Below are 20,683 nucleotides of genomic sequence, written 5' to 3' on the forward strand. Positions count from 1 at the left end.
GAGGCCTCAGGTGGCGGTAAGGACGAGGACCCCCCGGTCGTCGTCGATGTCCTGGGCGGCCGTGGCGACGCGGTGCGGGCGTCCTCGGCCCGCTGCCGCTCGACGGCGAGCGCCGCGATTCATGACGGAGGAAGGGGTTTCGGTGGGGTGTTCGGGGTCAGTCGGATCCCGGAAAGCGGTCCGCTCCCGGAAGGATTCCGCCATGCCGGTCCTGCTGGTCCTGGTGTTCGGTGTCGGTGTGGCGATGACGTGGTGGAGCGTCGTGCCCGTCCCGCGCGGTCCGCGGCGCGGTCCCCGGTGACGCCCCGGCGCGGCCGCCGCGCGGGTTTCACGGACGGACGAGCGGTCAGGCGGACGGGGACACGAATCCCTACTCATGTGCCAGGAGGCTCACATGGAAGGCTGGCGTGCGGCCGCGGCCTGTCAGGAGGTCGACCCCGATCTGTTCTTCCCGGTGGGGACCGGGGCTCCCGCGCTCGCGCAGGAGGAGGAGGCCAAGAGGGTCTGCCGGCGCTGCCCGGTACGCGAACCGTGCCTGCGCTCGGCCCTGGCGCAGCCGCATCCGCCGTCGGGCGTGTGGGGCGGCCTGACCGAGGCCGAGCGGCGGTCCCTGGCACGCCGGGCACGCCGGCGGGCGGACGACCGCGGGTGACCGGCCCGCGGATCACGCCCGCGGACGTTCCCGGAGGCGTCCGGGGACCCGGGCGTGGTGCCGGTGCGTCACCGCGTCCGCCGGTTCCGCGGGGCCGCGGGGCCGGCGGGTTCCGGTAGCAGGGAGAGGCGGGCACGGACCCGCTTCCCCGCCGGGGCGGGCTCCACGGTCAGGCTCTCGCAGACGGCGACGACGATCTCGACGCCGTGCTGGCCGATGCGGCGGGGGTCGTGCCCGCGGGGTACGGGAGCGGCGGCCTCCTGGTCGAAGACCGAGATCTCCAGGACGTCGGGGCCCAGTTCGAGCAGGAGTCGGCAGGGACCGGCCGTGTGCCGGATCGCGTTGGTGACCAGTTCGCTGACCACCAGCTGCGCGAGCTCGACGCGCTCGTCGCCGAGCGGTCCGCGCAGCACGGCCGGGGCGGCCGCGAGGAATTCGGCCGTGAAGGCACGCGCCGACGCGATCACCCCGCCCCGGGAGGCGTCGCCGTAGACGACGCCCGCGGACAGCAGGGGCTCCGGGACCGCGCGCTCCGCGGTGATCGCGTCCGTCATGGCGCTGGTACTCCCCTCGTCCTGGGCCGGTGGCCGGGCTCCTCGTACCCGCCTTTCCCCTCTTCATGGTTCTCACACCGCACGCCCCGCGGATCACCCCGGGGGCGGCGCGTCAGAGGGATGCCGGCCCGGTCCCCCCGTGCCCTCTCCCGTCCGGCGTCTCGGCCCCGTGGCCGCGCCAGTCGAGACAGAGTACGAGGACGGGGGCCGGCGCGCCACGGCGGGTGTCACGCAGCGCCCGTACGACGGCCCGGGGGACGTCCGCGCCCTTTCGGTGGCGTACCCGGGTGAGGGCGCGGGCGACGGGACCGTCCGGTGCCTCGTCCCCGCCGCCGGCCGTCGGCTCCCCGGCGCCGTGGGCGACGAAGACCAGCCGGTCGCCGCGCACGAGGCGCAGGTGTTGGGGAGCGTAGACGGTGTCCTCGAACATCCCCAGGGGCAGTTGGCGGTCCAGGTCGATGCGCTCGGTCCCGGTGGGGCGCAGGCGCCAGAGCGTCGGCGACCCGGCGTCCACCACCTCGGCCTCGCCGGTGGCCAGGTCGATCCGGAGCAGCAGGGCGGAGAGCGGGTGCCGGCCGCGGTACTGCCCGTAGAGCGCCTGGTCGGTGAGGCTGGCCTGGGCCACCAGGTCGAGCCCGGCCCGCCGGGCGTTGCGGATCGCCATCAGGGCGAGGGTGCTCGCCAGGGCGGCCGGGGTGCCGGGGCCGGCGCTGTCGGCGACGGCGATCACGAGGTCCCGCTCGGTGGCGCTCCAGTCGAGGAGGTGCCCCCCTGAGGCGTAGGCGGGCTCCCAGTGGGCGTGGAGGTCGAAGGCGGGTCCGGCGCAGGCCCGGCCCGGCATGGTGTCCCACTGTATTTCCCCCGCGATGCTGAGGGCGTGCGTCCTGCGGGTGCGGCGGTACAGGTCGGTGTGGCGGTCGGCGACGCGCAGGGCGTGCCCGAGGGTCTCGGCGACCAGGGCGAGGCTCGCGGTGGTCTGCGGCGCGGAGCGCTCGGCGGGCAGGACGACGACCAGGACGCCGAACCGTTCTCCGCGGACCGTGACGGGCAGGTAAACGGTCGCCGTGGGCCCGACATCACGGAAAAGATATGGTTGCTGGGTGCGGAAGACGCGGCCGGCGGGGCCCGCGTCCACGGGCGTGTGCGACATCCCGGCAGGGGCCTGGACGGGCTCCACGGGGCGCAGGGTCGTGCATCCGTAGTCGACGAGCAGCAGGTCGGCGGAGGTCGCGGCGTACAGCTGCGCGAGACTGGTACGGAGGGAGTCCAGGAGGAGGTGTGGTGCCGCCCCGCGCAGCGCGCCTTCCACTGTCACGTGTCGATCCACCGGATCCGTACCGCCTTCTGGAGAGATGTGGAGATGACCGGTCCGTCGCAAGGCCGCTGTCCGCGGCCCCGGACGTCCGAGGAGGGTCGGCAGGCATGACGAGCAACCCCGCCCCGCCGCCACGGGAGCCGCAGCGGACGGCCGAGTCCGCCCGGGAGCTCATCGAGCTGCTGGAGGTGCTGTGGGAGCGCGGCCGGGACATGGTGTCGTCGACACCCGTCTCGGCGAGTCAGCTGCGCGTGCTGTACAGCCTTGACCGCGAGGAGGGGATCAGCCTGCGCACCCTGGGGGAGCTGCTCGGCTCCGCCCCGCCCTCGGTGAGCCGCATGTGCGACCGGCTGGAGGCGCTGGGCTTCGTGCAGCGGCTGCCCAGCCCCGTGAGCCGCCGGCAGCTGGAGCTGCACCTGACCGCGCATGGCAAGGCGTACCTGCGGGACCTCAGGACCCAGCGCGAGGAGGCCCTGCTCGCGGTCATCGCGGACATGTCGCCGACGAGCCGCAAGGCGCTGCTGCGGGGGCTCACCGGGTTCCACGACGCGGTGGAAGGGGGCGGAGCGGTCGCCTCGTCACGCGCCCGCACTCCGCTGAAGGACGTCAGTTCGGCCTGACCCCCGCGCGACGCCGGCTCCGGCCGGGCGCACACCCCATGTCCTCATTGCCACCTCTGGTCGTCCTCGACGCGTTCTTCCGGGCACCGCCCGGGTGTTGCCCCAAGGATACAGTTGTCATACGGCAACTGTTGACGGGGTGCCGTGCCAGTCGAGGCAGACGACCAGGGCGTCGTCCTCCAGCGGGCTGCCGCCGTGGTGGACGGCGAGCTCCCGGAGCACCGCCTGCGGCACGTGCGTGGGCGGCAGCAGTCTCGTCCCCCGCAGCGCGCGGGCCAGTGCCCGGTCCCCGTAGCTCTCCCCGGCCGGCGAGACGGCCGCGTACACGCCGTCGCTCCCGAACAGCAGCCGGTCGCCCGGCCGCACCGAGAACCGCTCCGGTACGTACACGGTGTCCTCGAACATGCCGAGGGGCAGCTGCGCCTCGAAGCCGACGGACTCCACCACCTGTCCCCGCTGCCGCCACATCCGGGGCGAACCGGCGTCCACGGCCTCGACCTCACCCGTCGTCAGGTCGAAGCAGAGCAGCAGCACCGACACGAAGGACTCGCCCCGGTACTGGGCGTACACGGCCTGGTCCGCCAGCGCGGCCTGGTCCGCCAGCGGGAGGCCGGCCCGGCGGGCGTTGCGGAGCGCGTTGATCGCGAGGTTCGTCAGCAGGGCGGCCTTGATGCCCTCTCCCATGCCGTTGGTGACCGTCAGCGTCAGCCGGCCGTCCGAGACCGACCAGTCGTAGTTGTCGCCGAAGATGGCGTAGGCGGGCTCCAGGTGGGCGGCCAGGGCGAACTCGGGACGGGCGCAGGAACGGCCGGGCAGCAGCTGCCACTGCATCTCCGCCGCGAGCGTCAGCCGGGTCGCGCGCCGCGCCAGGACGTACAGGTCCGTGTCGCGCTCCGCCACCAGGATCTCGTGGCCGAGCGCCTCGCAGAGCTGGGCGAGCCCCGGCAGCAGCTGCCCGACGTCTGCCCGAGGGGGCAGCTCGGCCGTCAGCACCCCCAGCCGGTCCCCGCGGACCGTGACGGGCAGATGGAGCAGGAGCGCCCCGGACTCCCGGGCCACGTACGGCTCCTGGGCACCGAAGGCGCGCCCCTGGGGACTGTCGTGGATCGGCACCGACGGGTCCGCCCCGGGAACGTGCCCGACGAGCTGGAGCGTCCGCAGGCCGTAGTCGGCCATGCGGAGCTCCACCCGCGGCACCCCGTCGTCCCTCAGGGCGTCCTCGACGACTCCCACGAGCCGGTGGGGAGCCGCCCGGCGGAGCGCCTGCTCGATCTCGGCGATCTCGCGCACGGTGTTCCTCTTCCTCTTCCTCTTCCTCTTCCTCTTCCCTGCGCACGGTCCCTGTGCACGGGACCGTGCCGTCCGTCCGCTACCTCGTGCCGCCGGCCGCGGCCAGCGCGTCCGCCACGGCGTCGTGCGGCGGGATGGTCGTCGTCACGCCGGTGATCTCCAGGATGCGGCGCACGGCCGGGGTCGGCGCGGCGAGGTACAGGTCGCCGTCGCTCTCCCGCGCCTTGTTGACCGCCTTGATCAGGACGTTCAGCCCCGAGGAGTCCATGAAGTCGAGGGCGGACAGGTCCAGCACGAGGCGGCGCCGCCCCTGGCCGAACTGCTCCGTCAGCAGCTCCTGGAGCCGGTCGGCCGTCTCCATGTCCAGCTCGCCCACCACGGTCAGCACCGCCGTGCGGCTGTCGCGGATCTCGACGTCGACATCAAGGTTCGGTTCACGCTCGGACATGTCTCCTGCTTTCCGTGGGGGAGGGGCCGGTCTCGGGGCGGGCGGGCGGTGTCAGCACACCTGGACACCGACCACGCACGTGTCGTCGTCCGTGTCCGACTTGCTGCGCGCGAGCAGCTGGTCCAGCCGGTGTTCGAGGCTGTCGGACGGCTGCCGGGCGACGGTGAGCAGCTGGGCGACGGAATCGTGGACGGCGGTGTCGCGCCGCTCGACGAGCCCGTCGGTGTACATCAGCACCGTGTCGCCGGGTTCGAGCCGCAGCTCCGTCTCCTCGTACTCGGTCTCCGCGAGGGCTCCCAGCAGCACCCCGCGCAGGAGCGGCAGGTCGAGCGCCTCCTCCGCGCGCACCAGCACCGGCGGGAGGTGTCCCGCGCGGGCCCAGCGCAGCGTACGGCTCTCCGGGTCGTAGACGCCGCAGACGGCGGTGGCCGTCACGTGGGCGGTGAGGTGGTGGGCGACGCTGTTGAGCCAGGACAGCAGCTGCCCCGGGCCCGCGCCCGTGACCGCCAGGCCGCGGAGGGCGTTGCGCAGCACCACCATGCCGGTGGCGGCCTCCACGCCGTGGCCGGCGACGTCCCCGACGCACAGCAGCACCTTCTTGGACGGCAGCACGACCGCGTCGTACCAGTCGCCGCCGACCAGGGACTCGGACTCCGCGGGCCGGTAGCGCACGGCCACGTCGAGTCCCGGCGCGTCCAGCGGCGGCATGGCCGGCGGCATGATCGCGTGCTGGAGCTGGAGGGTGAGCCGGTTGCGTTCCTCGGCCGCCTCCTCGGTCGCCGCCAGCCGGTCGCGGGTGGCCGTGAGGGCGACCTCGGTCCAGTGCTGCGCCGAGATGTCCTGGTACGCGCCCCGGACGGTCTGCAGACCGCCGTCGCCGCCCGGGGCGGGTTCGGCGGTCACCCGGATGTGCCGGGTGACGCCGTCGTGGCGGAGCATGCGGAAGGCGGCGGAGCCCACCCGTCGCTGGTGCAGCACCGTCTGGAGGAAGCGGCGGACAGTGTCGGCGTCGTCGGGGTGGACGTGGCCGGCGAGGTCGCGCAGGGCGACCGGCGGCTCCGTCGTCCTGCGGCCGAAGAGCTCGTACAGCTCACCGTGCCAGGTGATGTCACCGGTGACGAGGTCCTCCTCGAAGGCACCGACCCGGCCGAGGCGCTGGGCGTGCTGGAGGAGGCTGGCGAGGCGCGCCGACTCGTCCTCGACGCGCCAGATGAACAGGACGCCCGCGCCGTACCGGCTGATGCTGATGTCGGCGAGCGAGGCGAGCGGCACCTGGTCCACCAGGGCCGTGAGCCGGACCCGGCGGGCGCGGAACGGCTCCCCCGTGGCGTAGACCCGCTCGATCCGTTCGAAGAGTTCGCTGCCGCCCGCCGTCGCCGGGTACGCCTCCAGGAGCAGGGCTCCGTCGACGGAGCCGCGGGGCCGTCCGGCCGGATCCTGGAAGTGCGCGTTGGCGTGCCGGATGCGGAAGTCGACGAGCTCTCCCGCCTGGTCCAGGTGGGGGGTCAGGACGAGCGCGGGGTCGTAGAGCCCGTCCGAGAGTTCGGCCAGCGCCGTCACCCCCTCCCCGCCGGGGACGAAGAAGCCCCCGGGGGACGCCTCGGGCAGGGTCTCCAGGGTGTGGGCGCAGAGCTCGGCGAGGGCCTCGATCTGGCGCTCCACGACCTGCGGCAGGGGGTCGAGCGGGCGGGCCCAGCAGATCTCCAGGACGCCGTGGATGCGGCCGCCGGTCCCGGCGGGGACGACGACCCGGCCGCCGTCGGGATGACGCCCGCGGCCGATGGAGGGGATGCCCGAGGCCGTCAGGGAGGCGTGGCGGACGGTTCGGCGTCCGATGAGCGCCTGGCGGGCCGCGGTGGTCACGCCCGGCGGCACGTAGTGCCAGCGGGCCGCCTCGTCGAGGCCGAAGCCGGCGTGCCCGCGCAGGCTCAGCGAGGTGTCCGGACCGGCGGTCCAGATCGCGACGGCGACGGCGCCCAGCGGTTCGAGGGCGTGCCGGAGCAGGGACTCGGCGACGGCCTGGGTGTCGCCGGCGCCGAGCGCCGCGCTCTCCGCCGTGCGCAGCCGCACGGCGACCGAGGCGGCGGCGGTGGCCGGGGGCTCGCCGACGGCCGTTCTCACGAACTCGTCCGTCGCCTCGGCCATCCGGTCACGGGCCGCCTGGTTGATGATGTCCGCGGCCAGCTCCAGCCGGGACAGTCCGGCCCGGTCGGCGAGCTCCGCGAGCTGGCGGGCCGCCTGGGCCGGACCGCAGCCCAGGCGCTCGACGATGACTCCCTTGGCGAGTTCGATCAGGGCGCGGCCCTCGGCCGCCGCGTGCGCGGCGCGCACCTCGCCGCGCAGCCGTTCCACCGTGGCGGCCAGCCGGCCGTCGATCGCCGCGGTGTCCGGGACGGCCGGGACGTCGTCGCCGGGGTGCGGGACGCCGCTGTCGCAGGGCGGGGGAGTGGTCACGAGGCCGTCCCTCCGTCGAGCCAGCGGCGGACGCAGGCGATGAGTTCGTCGGCGTCGACGGGCTTGGTGACGTGGTCGCTGGCCCCCGACGCGAGGCTCTTCTCCCGGTCGCCCGGCATGGCCTTCGCGGTGACGGCGATCACGGGCAGGTCCGCGTACTGGGGCAGCTCCCTGATCCGCGCGGTCGCGGTGTAGCCGTCCATCTCCGGCATCATCACGTCCATCAGGACGAGGGAGACGGCCGGGTTCGCCAGCAGCGTCTCGATGCCCTTCCGCCCGTTCTCGGCGTGGAGCACCGTGATGCCGTGCAGCTCCAGGATGCCGCTGAGGGCGTACAGGTTGCGGGCGTCGTCGTCGACGGCGAGCACGGTCCTGCCGCTCAGGGTGCTGTCGACGGCCCGGGGCGCGGGCGCCCAGTGGTCGCCGCGCACCAGGGGCACGACGTCGCCGGGCTGCTCCGCGGACAGGTGCAGGGCGATCCGCTCGCGCAGCTCGTCGAGGCTGGAGAGGAGTTCCAGCGGTCGGCTGCGGGCGAGGTCCTGGAGGGCGCCCTCCTCGTCGGCGGGGAGCCGGCGGTTGTTGTGGGCGAGAACGGGGACGGCGCGCAGCGCCTCGTCCCCGTCCATGGCGTCCAGGAAGCGCAGGGCGTCGCCGTCCGCCATGTCGACGTCGAGCACGACGCAGTGGAACGACTGGGTGGCGAGCGCGGCGGCGGCCTCCTGAGGGCCGACGACCGCGACCAGTTCGATGTCCGACCGGCCCGTCTGCCCGCCGTCGGCCGAGAGCCGGCCGACCGCGTTCTCGGCGACGACGGCGAGGAGCCCGCGCGGGCGCTCCTCGATCACGAGGAGGCGCCGGGGCGGCCGGGCGGCCGCGCCGCCGGGCAGCGCGAGCGCGCCGCCCCGGGCGGGGGCCGGGACGGCGAGCCCTGCCGGGGAGTTTGCGGGCAAGGCGTCGGGGGCGGGCTGCTCGGCGAAGTCGGTGCGGGCGACGGGGAGGTAGAGGGTGAAGGTGCTGCCCTCGCCCGGCACGCTGGTGACGGTGAGGGCGGCGCCGAGGAGATGGGCGATCTCGCGGCTGATGGAGAGGCCCAGGCCGGTGCCGCCGTACTTGCGGTTGGTCGTCCCGTCGGCCTGCTGGAAGGCGCCGAAGATGGCCTCCAGGTTCTCGGGGGCGATACCGATGCCGGTGTCGGTGACGCGGAAGGCGACGACGGGGCCGCCGCGGTGCACCGACACGGGCAGCTCGTCGTCCGACGCCGGTTCGATGCGCAGCTCGACGCTGCCGTGCTCGGTGAACTTGACCGCGTTCGACAGCAGGTTGCGCAGCACCTGCCGGAGCCGCGTGTCATCGGTGACGAGGTCGACGGGGACGCCGGCGGCCGTGGAGACCGTGAAGGCGAGGCTCTTGTGCGAGGTGAGGGGGCGGAACGTGGCCTCGACGTAGTCGAGGAGCCTGCGCAGCGGCACGCGCTCCGGGTTGAGGTCCATCTTCCCGGCCTCCACCTTGGAGAGGTCGAGGATGTCGTTGATCAGCTGGAGCAGGTCGGATCCGGCCGAGTGGATGATGCCGGCGTACTCGACCTGCTTGGCCGTGAGGTTGCGGGTCGGGTTCTGGGCCAGCAACTGGGCCAGGATCAGCAGGCTGTTGAGCGGCGTGCGCAGTTCGTGGCTCATGTTGGCCAGGAACTCCGACTTGTACGTGGAGGCCAGGTCGAGCTGCTGGGCGCGGTCCTCCAGCTCCTGCCGGGCCTGCTCGATCTGGAGGTTCTTGGCCTCGATGTCGCGGTTCTGCGTGGCGAGCAGGGCCGCCTTCTCCTCCAGCTCGGCGTTGGAGCGCTGCAGCTCCTCCTGCCGCGCCTGGAGTTCCTCGGTGCGCGAGCGGAGTTCGCCGGCCAGCCGCTGGGACTCGTCCAGGAGTTCGTCGGTGCGGACGTTGGCGACGATGGTGCTCAGGTTGACGCCGACGGTCTCCATGAGCTGCTCCAGGAAGTCCCGGTGCACGGAGGTGAAGGGGCTGAAGGACATCAGCTCGATGACGCCGAGCACCTGCTCCTCGACGACGACCGGCAGCACCACGAGGCTGCCCCGGGACGTGCTGCCGAGACCCGAGGAGATCGTGACGTAGTCCTCGGGGACGTTCTCGGCGGTGACGGTGCGGCGGCTGCGGGCGGCCTGCCCGACGAGCGACTCGCCCAGCCGGAAGCGCACCCGGTCCCGGTCGCCCGCGGGGCGTCCGTAGGAGCCGACGAGGCCCAGCTCGACGCCGCCGGCACCCTCCTCGGCGAGGTAGAACGCGCCGTACTGGGCGCCCACGAGCGGGGTCAGCTCGTCCATGACGAGTTCGGCGACGACGGCCAGGTCGCGGTGGCCCTGCATCAGCGCGGACATCCGGGCCAGACTGGACTTGAGCCAGTCCTGCTCCTGGTTGGCCCGCGTCGTCTCGCGCAGCGAGCCCACCATGGCGTTGATGTCGTCCTTGAGCTCGGCCACCTCGCCCGACGCCTCGACGGTGATCGAGCGGGTGAGGTCGCCCTCGGCGACGGCGCTCGCGACCTCGGCGATGGCGCGAACCTGGCGGGTGAGGTTGCCCGCCAGCTCGTTGACGTTCTCGGTGAGGTCCTTCCAGGTCCCGGCCACGTTCGGCACCCTGGCCTGGCCGCCGAGCCGGCCCTCGGTGCCGACCTCGCGGGCGACCCGGGTCACCTCGGCCGCGAACGAGGACAGCTGGTCGACCATCGTGTTGATGGTCGTCTTCAGCTCCAGGATCTCGCCCCGGGCGTCGACGTCGACCTTCTTCGACAGGTCGCCTCCCGCGACGGCGGTGGCGACGTGGGCGATCGCCCGGACCTGGGCGGTGAGGTTCCCCGCCATCGAGTTGACGGAGTCGGTCAGATCGCGCCAGGTGCCGGAGACGCCCTTCACGTCGGCCTGTCCTCCGAGGATGCCCTCGGTGCCCACGTCCCGGGCCATGCGCGTGACCTCGTCGGCGAAGGCCGAGAGCTGGTCCACCATCGTGTTGATGGTGTTCTTCAGCTCCAGGATCTCGCCGCGCGCGTCCACGTCGATCTTCTGGGAGAGATCGCCCTTGGCGACGGCCGTCGCCACGTGGGCGATGTCGCGGACCTGGGTGGTGAGGTTGCCGGCCATCGCGTTGACCGAGTCCGTCAGATCGGCCCAGGTGCCAAAGACGCCGGGCACGGCGGCCTGCCCGCCGAGCGTCCCCTCCGTGCCGACCTCGCGCGCCACCCGCGTCACTTCGGAGGTGAACAGGGAGAGCTGGTCGACCATCCCGTTGAACACCCGGGAGATCTCGCCCATCAGCCCGTCGGCCTCGTCCGGCAGACGGGTGCCGAAGTCGCCGTCCCGCACCGCAGTGAGCCCGGCCAGCAGCTGGCGGAGTCCAGGCTCGACCACCGCGGCCGGCCCGGACCGCTCCCGTCCGGAGGAACCCCTGGTCGTCGTCTCAGACATGCCCCATCCTCGTTCCCCGCCATGTGCGCGCACGGACCGTCCGGCCCACGCCCCGCGCCGGCCGACCGTTCCCCCGGGTCGGCTCCGGCTGCCGCGATCGTTGCCGTACGGCAATCATGACGACACTACCCCTCCGTGATCGACAACAGGAGGTCGGTGCCGCTCATCCGGCCGGAACCCGTCCTCGCCCGGCCTCGGGACGGGGTGTGCGACGCCGCGACCGGGGTACACGCGCGTCGAACCGGGCGGTCCCCCGCCCCGACGACGAGGGGAGCAGTACGTGCTGATGGCCCATCCCGCGGTCCTGCGCGAGCTCATCGAGCAGTACGAGACGCTCAAGCTGCTCAAGGCCGAGAACGGCGGCGAAGAAGCACGGCGGCGCATGGACGACCTCGCCTACACGCTGTGCGTGTCCACCGGTACGCGGGACGTGGACGCGGCGCTGATCGCGGCCCGCCACCGTCTGCCGGGCGCGCGCCCCGAGGACGACTCGGTGCTGAGCGCCTGAGTGCCTGAGCGCCTGAGCACGCGGCCGAGCCCGGCACCCTCCTGACGAAAGGTGCCGGGCTCGGCCGTGCGGCGGGCGGGAGCGCGCCCGCCCGGAGGGCCGCCTACCAGCGGTACCAGCGGCTCGTGCCGCCCCTCGGCCGGGCCACGAAGCCCAGCAGCCACAGGACGAGCACGATGACGGCGATCCACCAGAGCGCCTTGACGGCGAAGCCGGCGCCGAAGAGCAGCAGGGCGAGGAGCAGGACGAGAAGCAGGGGGACCATGGGGGTCGACCTCCGTGGAGACGGTGACTGACGGAAAGGTGAAAGGGAAGGGCGGCGGACGGCGGACACGCGCGCCGGCCTCGCGCGGGGGCGAAAAGCGCCGCCCGCTCAGCCGCGGCGTTCGAAGAACAGGGCCACCGGGCCCAGGTCGCGCCGTGCGGCCAGGCGCTCGGTCCGGCGCCCCCATCCGTACGCGAGGGCGAGCGCGGCCGCCGCGCCGGCCGCGGCACCGGCCGTCACGGTCCGGTGGGCGCGCGCGGCGGCCCGCAGGCCGCCCCCGGTCCCGCGGGCCGTCTCCGCGGACGGCGCGGGAAGGGGGCGCAGGCCCGCGAGAACGGCCGGCCCGTACGTCCCGTCCCCGTCGGGGTCATCCACCCGCGTCAGGCCGGGGCGGTCCGGGACGGCGTAGGGGCCGGTCCAGGGGAGGGGGTTTCGTCCGTTGTTCTCCGAAGCGCTCATGGGCACCGTCTGGCCGGAGCCCCGCACGGTAAACCTGGTGGATCACGGCCCCGGCCCCGCCCCCTTTCCCCGAGTGCTCGACCGCGCGCTTGACCGCGCCCGTCCGGGACAGACGACCGTCCATGGTGACGTCACTGCTCGTGGTCTGTTCCGTCCTCGCCGCGCTCGCCACCGGCCTCGCGGCCGTCCTGGTGTCCCCGTGGTGGTGGTGCGCGGCCGGACCCGCCCTGCTGCTCGCCGCGGTCGCGACGTACGACGTCGTGCAGCGGCGCCACTCGATCCTGCGCAACTATCCGCTCCTCGGGCACCTGCGGTTCGCGATGGAGGCGATCCGCCCCGAGGTGCAGCAGTACTTCGTCGAGAGGAACGTCGACGGCGTGCCCTTCGACCGTGACACCCGGTCCATCGTGTACGAGCGGGCGAAGGGGACGGACGCCGAGGACCCCTTCGGCACCGAGCTGGAGCTGGACCGGACCGGCACCGAGTACCTGGTCCCCTCCATGGCGCCGCGCCCGGTGCCGGACGAGGCGCCCCGGGTCCGGATCGGCGGCCCCGACTGCGCGCGGCCCTACGACATGGCCCTGCTCAACGTGTCGGCGATGAGCTTCGGCTCCCTGTCGGCCCCGGCCGTCCGCGCCCTGAACGAGGGCGCCCGGCGCGGCGGCTTCGCCCACGACACCGGCGAGGGCGGGGTGTCGGAGCACCACCTCGCCCCCGGCGGCGACCTCGTCTGGGAGATCGGGACCGGGTACTTCGGCTGCCGTGCCGAGGACGGCGGCTTCGACCCGCGGCTGTTCGCCGAGAAGGCCGCGCTCGACCAGGTCGCCTGCGTCCTGCTGAAGATCAGCCAGGGCGCGAAGCCCGGCATCGGGGGAGTGCTGCCCGGCTCCAAGGTCGGCCGGGAGATCGCCGCCGTCCGCGGCGTCCCCGAGGGCCGTACGGTGATCTCCCCGCCGTACCACCGCGTCTACCGGACCCCCCGGGAGCTGGTGCGCTTCCTCGGCCGGATGCGGGAGCTCTCCGGCGGCAAGCCGGTCGGCTTCAAGCTGTGCGTGGGCGCGCGCCGCGACTTCCTCGCCGTCTGCAAGGCGATGCTGGAGGAGGACCTCACGCCCGACTTCATCGTCGTCGACGGGGCGGAGGGCGGCACCGGGGCCGCGCCGCTCGAGTTCGCGGACACCGTCGGCCTTCCCCTCACCGAGGGACTGACCACGGTGCACCGGGCCCTCGTCGGCACGGGGCTGCGCGACCGGATCAGGATCGGCGCCTCCGGCAAGGTCGCCACCGGGAGCGACATCGTCAAGCGGCTGATCCAGGGTGCGGACTACACCAACTCCGCCCGGGCCATGATGTTCGCCCTCGGGTGCATCCAGGCCCAGCGCTGCCACACCAACACCTGCCCCGTCGGAGTCGCCACCCAGGACCACAGGCGTGCCCGCGCCCTCGACGTGCAGAGCAAGGCGGAGCGGGTCCGGCGCTTCCAGGAGGCGACCGTCCGCAGCGCCCTCGCGCTCATGGCCGCCATGGGCGCCGACGGCCCCGGGGATCTGGAGCCCGGCATGCTGCTGCGCCGGGTCGGACCCGATGCCGTGCGCTCCCACGCCGAGCTGTACGAACCGCTCGAACCCGGTCTGCTCCTGTCGCCCGCATCGGTTCCGGACACCTGGGCGGGCGACTGGAAGGCGGCCCATCCGGACCGGTTCACCCTCCGGTGAACCGGTCGACAGCCCCAGAGGAAGGAGACCCCATGTCCCGTACCGTGCACAGGTGATCGCCGACCGGCTCGCAGACCTCGGCGCCGACCGCGTCTTCGGCGTGGTCGGCGACGCGCTCAACCCGATCACCGATGCCATCCGGACCACCGAGGGCACCGACTGGACCCGCTTCCGCCACGAGGAGGCCGCGGCCTTCGCCGCCGGAGCGTGGCCGAGGCGCTCGGGCTGACCGGCATCCGCGTCACCGCGCCGGGCGAACGGGACGAGGCCGTGCGCAAGGCGCTCGCCCTGCCGGGCCCTCCTCGACGTGCTGACCAACCCGGCGGAAGCGGCCGTCCCGGGCGGCACGGGTCGGGAGCGGAACCGCCCCGTCCCACGGCGGAAGCCCCCGTCGGGTGCGGGGGCTTCCGTCCGGCGCGGCACGGTGCGGAGTCAGGCCCGCGGCGTACCGGCCGTTCGCGGGGGCGGGTGGCCACCGTCGCCGTTGGCGGGGCCGGCGGTCCGCCCGCCCGGCCCCTCCCGCCCCTCCTGTCCGTCCCGTCGGCGCGGTGCGCCGGGGGTCGCGGCGGGAGCGTACGTACGGCCCTCCCCGCTCCGGCCCGGGGCACTGGGGTCCTCTGACGGGACTGCGGCCTCCGGAGCGCGCGGGCGTGGCCCCGTCCCCGCGGGGAGTCCCCGCACCGGGACACCGCGTACGGAGATGCCGTGCACGGGGGCACCCGGCGCGGGGACGGCCGGCGCGGGGACGGTCGGTCCCACCGGCGCGGCGCACGGCGCCACGCGGCCGAGGGCTCGGGTCGGGTTCGACATGAGCGCCTCCTGGGTGGGTTCCGTGGGCCGATCGCCCGTCAGCCTGCTTCCGTGGCCCACAAGTTCGGCTTCCCGCTCTTCCCGGGTCGAACCCCGAGGACGCGGAAAGACCGCCTCGGCCCTCGGATGAGCCGGGAACCGCGACCCCGCGGCACGGGCTCGGAGCGACGGCCGGGGGCAGTGGCGCGGGGCCGCGGCTCGGGACGGCAGGCGAGTGGCCCGCACCCTCCACGGGTGCGGGCCACTCACGGGTACCACCGATCCACGGCAAGGGGGGGTGCCCCTATGTGTTTGGTCAAGGTCTCGGGCCAGTAGGTTCGTGTGGTCGAGGAAGGGCCGAGCCGTAGGGGTGTGCATGGGGGATAGCCAGGTGACGATCAAGCTCACGAGCGATGAGGCACTGGTGCTGTCGCACTGGCTGGAGAAGCTCCAGATGACGGATCTCAGTCGTGTGGTCGACGATCCGGCGGTCTGGGCGCCGATTCATCGGATCGCCGGGACGCTCGACAAGGCGCTTCCCGCGCTGTTCGCGCCTGACTATGACCAGCAGCTTGAGGCCGCCCGTCAGAGGCTGCGGCCGGAGGACTGATCGAGCGGTCTCAACTCCTCACCTGGCTGCGGCGGGTTGGGGTTCGTAGAAGGTTCCGTCGCGGAGCATGGCGAAGAGGACGTCGGCCCGGCGTCTGGCGAGGTAGAGCAGTGCTTGGGTGTGGTGTTTGCCCTGGGCGATCTTCTTGTCGTAGTAGGTGCGCGACGCCGGGTCGCCGAGTGCGGCGAATGCGGAGAGGAAGAAGGCCCGTTTGAGCTGCTTGTTTCCTCTCCGGGACGGCTGTTCGCCGCGGATCGAGGACCCCGAGCTGCGGGTCGCGGGTGCGAGCCCGGCATAGGCGGCGAGGTGGCCGGCGGTCGGGAAGGTGCTGCCGTCTCCGACCTCGATCAGGATCCTGGCTCCGGTCCTGACTCCGATGCCCGGTATCGAGGTCAGGACTTTGGAAAGAGGGTGGGCCTCTAGGAGTTCCTCGATCCGCGCGGCCAGCAGCTTGCGCTGGTCAAGCACCGCCGTCAGGGATGCGGCCAGGCTCGGGACGATCAGCGCGGCCGCCTCGGTCCCTGGGACCGTCACGGTCTGCTCGTCCAGCGCGGCAAAAATCTCCTCGACCAGCCGCTCGGCCATCCGCGGTGCCTTCGGCCGCAGCAGGGTCACCAGCCGCCGACGACCGGCCTTGCGTATCTGGGCCGGTGACCCGAACCGTTCCAGCAGCGTGAGGACGGCAGGGTGCTGCAACCGCGGCCCCAGCACCCGTTCCAGCGACGGATGGATCTGCGTCAGCAGGCCGTGCAGCCGGTTCGCGACCCTGGTTGCTTCCCCCGCGAGGTCGTCGTCGAAGCTGACGATCATCTCCAGCTCGGCGATCGTCTCGTCCTCGCCGTCGATCGCCCGCAGCGTGTGAGGCATCGCGCGGGCCGCGTCCGCGATGATGAACGCGTCCTTCGCGTCCGTCTTCGCCTCGCCCGGATAGAGGTCGGCGATCCGCCGCATCGTCAGCCCCGGCAGATAGGCGACCGGGCATCCCATGTCCCTGGCGACCGCCAGCGGCAGGGCCCCGATCGAGGCCGGCTGATCGACGACCACCAGCACCGTTCCGTGCTTGGCCTGGAGTTTCGCGAACAGTTCGCGGAGCTTGGGTTCGGTGTTGGGCAGCCGTTTGTCGAAGGCTTTCTTCCCGGCCGGGGTGACGGCGGTGGCGTGGTGTTCGCCCTTGCCGACGTCCAGGCCGAGGAAGACGTCGATGTCGCTGGTGTCGATCACGTGCAGGCCCCTCCATCACGCTTTCGTCCGGCCCAGGCACGGCATCGAGCTGCCACATCCACGTTACGGAGAGCTCTTCCGGCTCGGGTGAAGCCGGTGCTCAAGCCCGTCATCAGCGGTCCGTCGATGCCTCCGGACCCGGTGACACCACCCCCCGGATCATGAACAACAAGGGGGGGGAAGTCATGCCGGACCCGAAGGCCGGAGGCCCCATTGCGGAGCCACGAAGAAGGTAACGGGGGGGGGGGACCGTGGATCGCCCGGCGCGAGCGTGTCCCTCGCTCGATCCCCGCCTGCTCCGCCGATCGGGATCCACACCCCTCGGTTTCGAGCCGGAGCACAGCACGCCGGGGGACGGCCGGGGGCGGCCGGGACATGCGGCCGCCCCGCATCGGAAGGGGGCCCGAGCGGGGCGGCCGCGTTCGTCGGCGCGCGGCCAGGGGGGGCGGGGCCCCGCCACGGGCGCGCCGGCGCCGGGCCCTCAGACCGATCCGCGCCAGCCGCCCGTCTGGAGGCCACCGCGCTCCTCGATGAACGACTTGAACCGCTTGAGGTCGCCGGCCACCTTGCGCTTGACGAAGCCGAGCTTGTCGCCCGCCTGCTCCGTCAGCCCTTCGGGGGCGAAGTCCATCTGGAGCATGACCTTCGTGCGGGTCTCGTCGAGGCGGTGGAACGTCACCACGCCCGCCTGGCGGGCCTCGCCCTCGACCGTCGTCCACGCGACCCGTTCGTCCGGGATCTGCTCGGTGATGACGGCGTCGAACTCGCGCCGCGCACCGCCGATCTCCGTGACCCAGTGCGTGAGCGTGTCCGTACGCTGCTCGATCCGTTCCACGCCGTCCATGAATTGCGGGAACGTCTCGAACTGGGTCCACTGGTCGTACGCGGCGCGCACCGGGACCTCGACCTCGACCGACTCCTCCACCTTGGACATGGCGACACCTTTCTCTCGCAGGCGCATCGTCCCCCTGTCGGGGACGTGCTGCCGAGCTTGTGCGGACCGGGGCGGACCGGCGGCCGTCAGAAGCCGCCCACGCCTCCCCCGAAGGGCCAGGACGTGCGGTAGTACTGGCCGATCTCCTCGCGGTACTGACGGTCCGCGAGGTGCTTGTCGGAGACGAACTCGGGCGAGTCCTTGACCTGTTCCTTCGACAGGGCGAGGTGCAGGGTCTGCTGCTCCAGGTCGACGCGGGTCACCGCCCGCGCCGGGATGAGCACCTCCTTGCCGAAGATCCAGACGCCCGTGTCCACGACGAGGTAGGAGTCGTCCACCTCGTCGGAGTGCTTGTCCACCTTGCCGATGTGCCCGTCGGCGGCCTCGACGCGCCACCCGGTGAGGTCGGTACCCGCCAGGTGGCCGGACTCGGCACTGAAGGACCACAGATGGTCGGTCATCGCTGTCACTCCTCTGTCGCTGTGTTCGTGCAGGGCGCGGCGCCGGACGCGCGGGCCGCCTCAGAGCAGGTCACGACGGTCGTCGTCGGTGACCGTGGGCGCCACTGGCGGGACCACCATCCGACGGCGGCGCAGCACGCTGGTGTAGACGGCGGTCCCGAGCAGGCCGACGCCCATGAGGATCAGGCCGACCAGATCGAGGTCGACCCCTTGGATCTCCCAGTCGGTCGCGAACGTGAGGATCGCGCCGACGGCGATCATGATGATGAACAGTCCCAGACCCATGGTTGGTTGCTCCTCCCCTGCGGGTTGGACAGCGTCCGCGTACCCGGGTCCGCGGGGATCATTCCGCCGTCCTCGGAGACGGTCGGAACGGGCCGGTCCGGGCCCGTGGGCACGGCGAACCGCCGATTCGACGTCCTTCAGGGGATGTTCATGGACGGAGGGGGGCACGCGTTCAGCCGCGGGCCCGCGCACGACCGGCGGGCGGCGCACCCGATTCCCGGCCCGTCGGCAGCGGGCCGGCCACGCCGGGCAGCGCACCTGTCGGCCAGGCGGCGGACGGGACCCGGAGGGCCGCCCTGACCGCGCCGCGCCCGTACGAGAACGACCTTCCCGCACAACAGTCCTGACTGGCCGTCAATAAAGGGGGGTGTGAGACGGCCGCCCGGGGCAACACGGAGTGCCAGGACACGGACATCGGAGGAGAAGCCCATGACCGCACTGCTGGACCGCATCAAGCGATTCGCCCGCAGCCCCCAGGGCCGTGACGCGGCGGCGTCCCTTCGCCGCGCCGCGGCCGACCCGCGCAGGCGCGCCCAGGCACGCCGCCTGTTCGGCAGGCTGCGCCATCGCTGACGCCAGCCCGCCCCTCACGGCCGTACGCCGGCGCCCCGCGCGGTACATCGCGCGGGGCGCCGGCGTACGGGAGCGGTGCCGGATGTGCCACCGACCCGGTGAGGTGGGGGCGCGGGGCCGTCAGCCGTCGTGCCCGCGCGTCTGCTCCTCGCGTCCCACCCCGGGGCGCTGGTACTTGGCGGTGTGACCGCCGGCGCCCTCCGGGTCGGTGGCTTCACGGCCCGTGACCCCCTGCCGCTCGCCGGTCTCGCGCCGGCCGCCGGGCAGTCCCCGGGAGGACACGGCCTCGTCGGCCTCCCTGCGGGCCTCCTCGTCGCCGCTCTCTCCCTTTGCGTCGGCAGGCGTGGTGCGCGGCCGGCCGGCGCGGTCCTCGTCCGTCCTGTACTGCTTCTGCTCGCCCATGGTCCCTCCTCCGTCTCCGTTCCGTCGCGGGGCGTGTGCGCCCCTTCTCATCGCTCTGGCCCCTCCTCCGGGGTCGACCAGGAATCCCGCCCCGCCTCCATGGGTGGCGGCTGGGCGACACGGGCGTCCCGCCGTCGGCGGGCGGCGCGCCGTGAACCCCACCAGAAGGCGGCGATCAGCACCACGACCAGCACCACTCCCACCAGGATCAGGAACAGCGAGGACGATCCGGAGGCGGCGGCCAAGGAGAGGGTCATGATTCTTCCTTTCTCACGGATCAGAACGGGGTGCTGCGTTCCGTTCCCGCCGGGCCGGGCGGCGGGTCCTCCAGCGCGGAGGCTGCGAGCCGCCCGGTCCGGCGGGTCCTGCGCGGCGGGGAGCGGAGCACGAAGTCGGGTTCGAGACCGGAGCCCGCGAGCCGGCGGCCGGTCCGGGGCGCGTCGCCCCCCTGCCTCGCTCGCTCGGCTGGCGGTCGAAGTCGTCGACCCGCCGGTCCTGGTGCACGCCTTCGGTGGCGCACCAACAGCAGCCGGACCCCGGCCGCGCCGTCCCCGGCCGGTGGTGCCCGCCTGTATCCGGGCTCCGGGCCCATGACGTCTCCTTCCGCGCGCGTACGGCTCCGGGTCGTTCCGGAAGATGCGCGTACCCCGTCTCCGTGATCGCACGCACGGGCGGGCGGGCGACGCCCGGCCCTCCGGACGGACGGCCGGGCGCGGCCGGAGCGCGGTGACGGCGATCGCCCGCCCCTTTGAGGCGCCTATTGGGTGGCCTGTGCGGGCTGGCCCATCGCAGCCCGCAGCCCGGCTTCCAGTCGCACGTCCTCGCCCCTGACCGCTGCCGAGGCCACCGGAGTGACGGTGATCACGGACGCCCTTCGGGGGATGCTGCGTAGGCTTGTGCCGTCGTCGTGGTGAGGTCCGGGAGGGGGGCGAAGCCTTCCTGCACGTCGCCTGACGATGCGTCAGGGAAGTTGGCAAGTGGTCAGCATGAGTCCCGGAAACCTGGGGACAGCTGCCCGGACTTGCGACTCGTTGTAGGGTGTGGAAACAGCCCTTGACCTGCAAAAACGCAGGCAGGGAGCCTATTCCGGGAGTACCTCGATGATACGCACCATGTTCAAGTCCAAGATCCACCGCGCCACCGTGACCCAGGCCGACCTGCACTACGTCGGTTCCGTCACCATCGACGCCGAGCTGATGGAGGCCGCTGACCTCCTGCCCGGTGAGCTGGTGCACATCGTCGACATCGACAACGGGGCCCGCCTGGAGACGTACGTCATCGAGGGCGAGCGCGGCTCCGGTGTGATCGGGATCAACGGGGCCGCCGCCCATCTGGTCCACCCCGGTGACCTGGTGATCCTCATCAGCTACGCGCAGGTGACGGACGCGGAGGCGCGCTCGCTCGTGCCGCGCGTCGTGCACGTGGACGCGGAGAACCGCATCGTGGAGCTGGGCGGCGACGCGTCCGCGCCCGTGCCGGGGACCGACACCGTGCGGGCGCCGCACGCCGTGCCCGCAGGGAGCTGACCTCCGGAGCGCACCGGTTCGCGGGGCCGCGTACTAGACGAGGGAGCCGGCATGGCCGACCGGCCGCCGAGCGGCAGCCGAAGGCCCGGCCGGCGCTGTGGTGACCCGGTCGGCGCCACCCGAATGAAT

General features: G+C 73.2%; 22 protein-coding genes. 8 read left to right on the top strand and 14 right to left on the bottom strand.

What is annotated here, in order from left to right; genetic code table 11:
* Nucleotides 1-394 precede the first annotated feature (394 nt).
* Complete coding sequence (locus ACFYU9_RS01225; RefSeq protein WP_389209690.1) at nucleotides 395-652, top strand: WhiB family transcriptional regulator; 258 nt, start codon at nucleotides 395-397, stop codon at nucleotides 650-652.
* 68 nt (nucleotides 653-720) lie between these two features.
* Here ACFYU9_RS01225 and ACFYU9_RS01230 read toward each other — a convergent pair whose 3' ends face one another.
* Nucleotides 721-1,206 (bottom strand): ATP-binding protein, encoded by a 486-nt coding sequence (locus ACFYU9_RS01230; RefSeq protein ID WP_389209692.1) that lies wholly within the window; start codon nucleotides 1,204-1,206, stop codon nucleotides 721-723.
* Between the two features lie 112 nt (nucleotides 1,207-1,318).
* Nucleotides 1,319-2,521, bottom strand: coding sequence for a PP2C family protein-serine/threonine phosphatase (locus ACFYU9_RS01235; protein WP_389341216.1), 1,203 nt, complete (start codon nucleotides 2,519-2,521; stop codon nucleotides 1,319-1,321).
* A gap of 107 nt (nucleotides 2,522-2,628) precedes the next feature.
* Between ACFYU9_RS01235 and ACFYU9_RS01240 the strand changes: the two genes are divergently transcribed.
* The gene (locus ACFYU9_RS01240) at nucleotides 2,629-3,141 is read left to right on the top strand and encodes a MarR family winged helix-turn-helix transcriptional regulator (protein ID WP_389341219.1); all 513 of its coding nucleotides are present in this window, start codon (nucleotides 2,629-2,631) and stop codon (nucleotides 3,139-3,141) included.
* Between the two features lie 117 nt (nucleotides 3,142-3,258).
* Here the strand turns inward: ACFYU9_RS01240 and ACFYU9_RS01245 are convergent, their stop codons facing one another.
* The 4 genes from ACFYU9_RS01245 to ACFYU9_RS01260 form a co-directional block, all read right to left on the bottom strand.
* Nucleotides 3,259-4,431: a PP2C family protein-serine/threonine phosphatase gene (locus ACFYU9_RS01245; protein ID WP_389341222.1), complete on the bottom strand. Its 1,173-nt coding sequence runs from the start codon at nucleotides 4,429-4,431 to the stop codon at nucleotides 3,259-3,261.
* A 79-nt stretch (nucleotides 4,432-4,510) separates the two neighbouring features.
* Nucleotides 4,511-4,879, bottom strand: a complete 369-nt coding sequence (locus ACFYU9_RS01250; RefSeq protein WP_389341225.1) for an STAS domain-containing protein — start codon at nucleotides 4,877-4,879, stop codon at nucleotides 4,511-4,513.
* Between the two features lie 51 nt (nucleotides 4,880-4,930).
* A complete protein-coding gene (locus ACFYU9_RS01255) occupies nucleotides 4,931-7,333 on the bottom strand; it encodes a SpoIIE family protein phosphatase (protein WP_389341228.1) in 2,403 nt (800 codons plus the stop codon).
* A complete protein-coding gene (locus ACFYU9_RS01260; protein WP_389341231.1) occupies nucleotides 7,330-10,806 on the bottom strand; it encodes a HAMP domain-containing protein in 3,477 nt (1,158 codons plus the stop codon). The genes ACFYU9_RS01255 and ACFYU9_RS01260 overlap by 4 nt, the downstream gene beginning before the upstream one ends.
* A gap of 280 nt (nucleotides 10,807-11,086) precedes the next feature.
* On the opposite strand from ACFYU9_RS01260, the gene ACFYU9_RS01265 reads away from it, so the two are divergent.
* Nucleotides 11,087-11,314 carry a DUF5133 domain-containing protein gene (locus tag ACFYU9_RS01265; RefSeq protein ID WP_389209705.1) on the top strand — a complete coding sequence of 76 codons (228 nt, stop codon included), beginning with the start codon at nucleotides 11,087-11,089 and terminating at the stop codon, nucleotides 11,312-11,314.
* Nucleotides 11,315-11,417: 103 nt separating this feature from the next.
* Here the strand turns inward: ACFYU9_RS01265 and ACFYU9_RS01270 are convergent, their stop codons facing one another.
* Together ACFYU9_RS01270 and ACFYU9_RS01275 are read right to left on the bottom strand one after the other, a co-directional pair.
* Nucleotides 11,418-11,579 (bottom strand): DUF5670 family protein, encoded by a 162-nt coding sequence (locus ACFYU9_RS01270; RefSeq protein ID WP_086829420.1) that lies wholly within the window; start codon nucleotides 11,577-11,579, stop codon nucleotides 11,418-11,420.
* A gap of 108 nt (nucleotides 11,580-11,687) precedes the next feature.
* Nucleotides 11,688-12,038 (bottom strand): hypothetical protein, encoded by a 351-nt coding sequence (locus tag ACFYU9_RS01275; RefSeq protein ID WP_389341234.1) that lies wholly within the window; start codon nucleotides 12,036-12,038, stop codon nucleotides 11,688-11,690.
* A gap of 122 nt (nucleotides 12,039-12,160) precedes the next feature.
* Between ACFYU9_RS01275 and ACFYU9_RS01280 the strand changes: the two genes are divergently transcribed.
* The 3 genes from ACFYU9_RS01280 (at nucleotide 12,161) to ACFYU9_RS01290 (ending at nucleotide 15,152) form a co-directional block, all read left to right on the top strand.
* Nucleotides 12,161-13,753 carry an FMN-binding glutamate synthase family protein gene (locus ACFYU9_RS01280; protein ID WP_389209710.1) on the top strand — a complete coding sequence of 531 codons (1,593 nt, stop codon included), beginning with the start codon at nucleotides 12,161-12,163 and terminating at the stop codon, nucleotides 13,751-13,753.
* Nucleotides 13,754-13,805: 52 nt separating this feature from the next.
* Nucleotides 13,806-13,982 (top strand): thiamine pyrophosphate-binding protein, encoded by a 177-nt coding sequence (locus tag ACFYU9_RS01285; protein WP_389341237.1) that lies wholly within the window; start codon nucleotides 13,806-13,808, stop codon nucleotides 13,980-13,982.
* Between the two features lie 936 nt (nucleotides 13,983-14,918).
* Nucleotides 14,919-15,152 carry a hypothetical protein gene (locus tag ACFYU9_RS01290; protein ID WP_389341240.1) on the top strand — a complete coding sequence of 78 codons (234 nt, stop codon included), beginning with the start codon at nucleotides 14,919-14,921 and terminating at the stop codon, nucleotides 15,150-15,152.
* An 18-nt stretch (nucleotides 15,153-15,170) separates the two neighbouring features.
* On the opposite strand, the gene ACFYU9_RS01295 is transcribed toward ACFYU9_RS01290, so the two are convergent.
* The 4 genes from ACFYU9_RS01295 to ACFYU9_RS01310 form a co-directional block, all read right to left on the bottom strand.
* On the bottom strand, nucleotides 15,171-16,373 hold the full coding sequence (locus ACFYU9_RS01295; RefSeq protein WP_389341243.1) for an IS110 family transposase: 1,203 nt from the start codon (nucleotides 16,371-16,373) through the stop codon (nucleotides 15,171-15,173).
* Nucleotides 16,374-16,854: 481 nt separating this feature from the next.
* A complete protein-coding gene (locus ACFYU9_RS01300; protein ID WP_041132393.1) occupies nucleotides 16,855-17,307 on the bottom strand; it encodes an SRPBCC family protein in 453 nt (150 codons plus the stop codon).
* 86 nt (nucleotides 17,308-17,393) lie between these two features.
* The gene (locus ACFYU9_RS01305; RefSeq protein ID WP_389341246.1) at nucleotides 17,394-17,768 is read right to left on the bottom strand and encodes a PRC-barrel domain containing protein; all 375 of its coding nucleotides are present in this window, start codon (nucleotides 17,766-17,768) and stop codon (nucleotides 17,394-17,396) included.
* A 60-nt stretch (nucleotides 17,769-17,828) separates the two neighbouring features.
* On the bottom strand, nucleotides 17,829-18,053 hold the full coding sequence (locus ACFYU9_RS01310) for a DUF6458 family protein (protein ID WP_046910562.1): 225 nt from the start codon (nucleotides 18,051-18,053) through the stop codon (nucleotides 17,829-17,831).
* A gap of 429 nt (nucleotides 18,054-18,482) precedes the next feature.
* On the opposite strand from ACFYU9_RS01310, the gene ACFYU9_RS01315 reads away from it, so the two are divergent.
* On the top strand, nucleotides 18,483-18,626 hold the full coding sequence (locus tag ACFYU9_RS01315; protein ID WP_389341249.1) for a hypothetical protein: 144 nt from the start codon (nucleotides 18,483-18,485) through the stop codon (nucleotides 18,624-18,626).
* Nucleotides 18,627-18,746: 120 nt separating this feature from the next.
* On the opposite strand, the gene ACFYU9_RS01320 is transcribed toward ACFYU9_RS01315, so the two are convergent.
* Together ACFYU9_RS01320 and ACFYU9_RS01325 are read right to left on the bottom strand one after the other, a co-directional pair.
* The gene (locus tag ACFYU9_RS01320; RefSeq protein ID WP_389341252.1) at nucleotides 18,747-19,028 is read right to left on the bottom strand and encodes a hypothetical protein; all 282 of its coding nucleotides are present in this window, start codon (nucleotides 19,026-19,028) and stop codon (nucleotides 18,747-18,749) included.
* 47 nt (nucleotides 19,029-19,075) lie between these two features.
* Nucleotides 19,076-19,285 (bottom strand): DUF6479 family protein, encoded by a 210-nt coding sequence (locus ACFYU9_RS01325; protein ID WP_389341255.1) that lies wholly within the window; start codon nucleotides 19,283-19,285, stop codon nucleotides 19,076-19,078.
* A gap of 843 nt (nucleotides 19,286-20,128) precedes the next feature.
* Between ACFYU9_RS01325 and panD the strand changes: the two genes are divergently transcribed.
* Nucleotides 20,129-20,554, top strand: coding sequence for an aspartate 1-decarboxylase (gene panD / locus ACFYU9_RS01330; RefSeq protein WP_389341258.1), 426 nt, complete (start codon nucleotides 20,129-20,131; stop codon nucleotides 20,552-20,554).
* Nucleotides 20,555-20,683 lie beyond the last annotated feature (129 nt).

Origin of the sequence: Streptomyces sp. NPDC004327 (assembly GCF_042873935.1) — a bacterium.
Classification (GTDB): domain Bacteria; phylum Actinomycetota; class Actinomycetes; order Streptomycetales; family Streptomycetaceae; genus Streptomyces.

Excerpts from the sequence above, each read along its gene's own strand:
- ACFYU9_RS01310 (WP_046910562.1), bottom strand. The coding sequence starts at position 18,053 with ATGGGTCTGGGACTGTTCATCATCATGATCGCCGTCGGCGCGATCCTC.
- ACFYU9_RS01305 (WP_389341246.1), bottom strand. The coding sequence starts at position 17,768 with ATGACCGACCATCTGTGGTCCTTCAGTGCCGAGTCCGGCCACCTGGCG.
- ACFYU9_RS01280 (WP_389209710.1), top strand. The coding sequence starts at position 12,161 with ATGGTGACGTCACTGCTCGTGGTCTGTTCCGTCCTCGCCGCGCTCGCC.
- ACFYU9_RS01225 (WP_389209690.1), top strand. The coding sequence starts at position 395 with ATGGAAGGCTGGCGTGCGGCCGCGGCCTGTCAGGAGGTCGACCCCGAT.
- ACFYU9_RS01325 (WP_389341255.1), bottom strand. The coding sequence starts at position 19,285 with ATGACCCTCTCCTTGGCCGCCGCCTCCGGATCGTCCTCGCTGTTCCTG.
- ACFYU9_RS01250 (WP_389341225.1), bottom strand. The coding sequence starts at position 4,879 with ATGTCCGAGCGTGAACCGAACCTTGATGTCGACGTCGAGATCCGCGAC.
- panD (WP_389341258.1), top strand. The coding sequence starts at position 20,129 with ATGATACGCACCATGTTCAAGTCCAAGATCCACCGCGCCACCGTGACC.
- ACFYU9_RS01290 (WP_389341240.1), top strand. The coding sequence starts at position 14,919 with ATGGGGGATAGCCAGGTGACGATCAAGCTCACGAGCGATGAGGCACTG.
- ACFYU9_RS01240 (WP_389341219.1), top strand. The coding sequence starts at position 2,629 with ATGACGAGCAACCCCGCCCCGCCGCCACGGGAGCCGCAGCGGACGGCC.
- ACFYU9_RS01315 (WP_389341249.1), top strand. The coding sequence starts at position 18,483 with ATGACCGCACTGCTGGACCGCATCAAGCGATTCGCCCGCAGCCCCCAG.
- ACFYU9_RS01270 (WP_086829420.1), bottom strand. The coding sequence starts at position 11,579 with ATGGTCCCCCTGCTTCTCGTCCTGCTCCTCGCCCTGCTGCTCTTCGGC.
- ACFYU9_RS01320 (WP_389341252.1), bottom strand. The coding sequence starts at position 19,028 with ATGGGCGAGCAGAAGCAGTACAGGACGGACGAGGACCGCGCCGGCCGG.
- ACFYU9_RS01300 (WP_041132393.1), bottom strand. The coding sequence starts at position 17,307 with ATGTCCAAGGTGGAGGAGTCGGTCGAGGTCGAGGTCCCGGTGCGCGCC.
- ACFYU9_RS01260 (WP_389341231.1), bottom strand. The coding sequence starts at position 10,806 with ATGTCTGAGACGACGACCAGGGGTTCCTCCGGACGGGAGCGGTCCGGG.
- ACFYU9_RS01275 (WP_389341234.1), bottom strand. The coding sequence starts at position 12,038 with ATGAGCGCTTCGGAGAACAACGGACGAAACCCCCTCCCCTGGACCGGC.
- ACFYU9_RS01230 (WP_389209692.1), bottom strand. The coding sequence starts at position 1,206 with ATGACGGACGCGATCACCGCGGAGCGCGCGGTCCCGGAGCCCCTGCTG.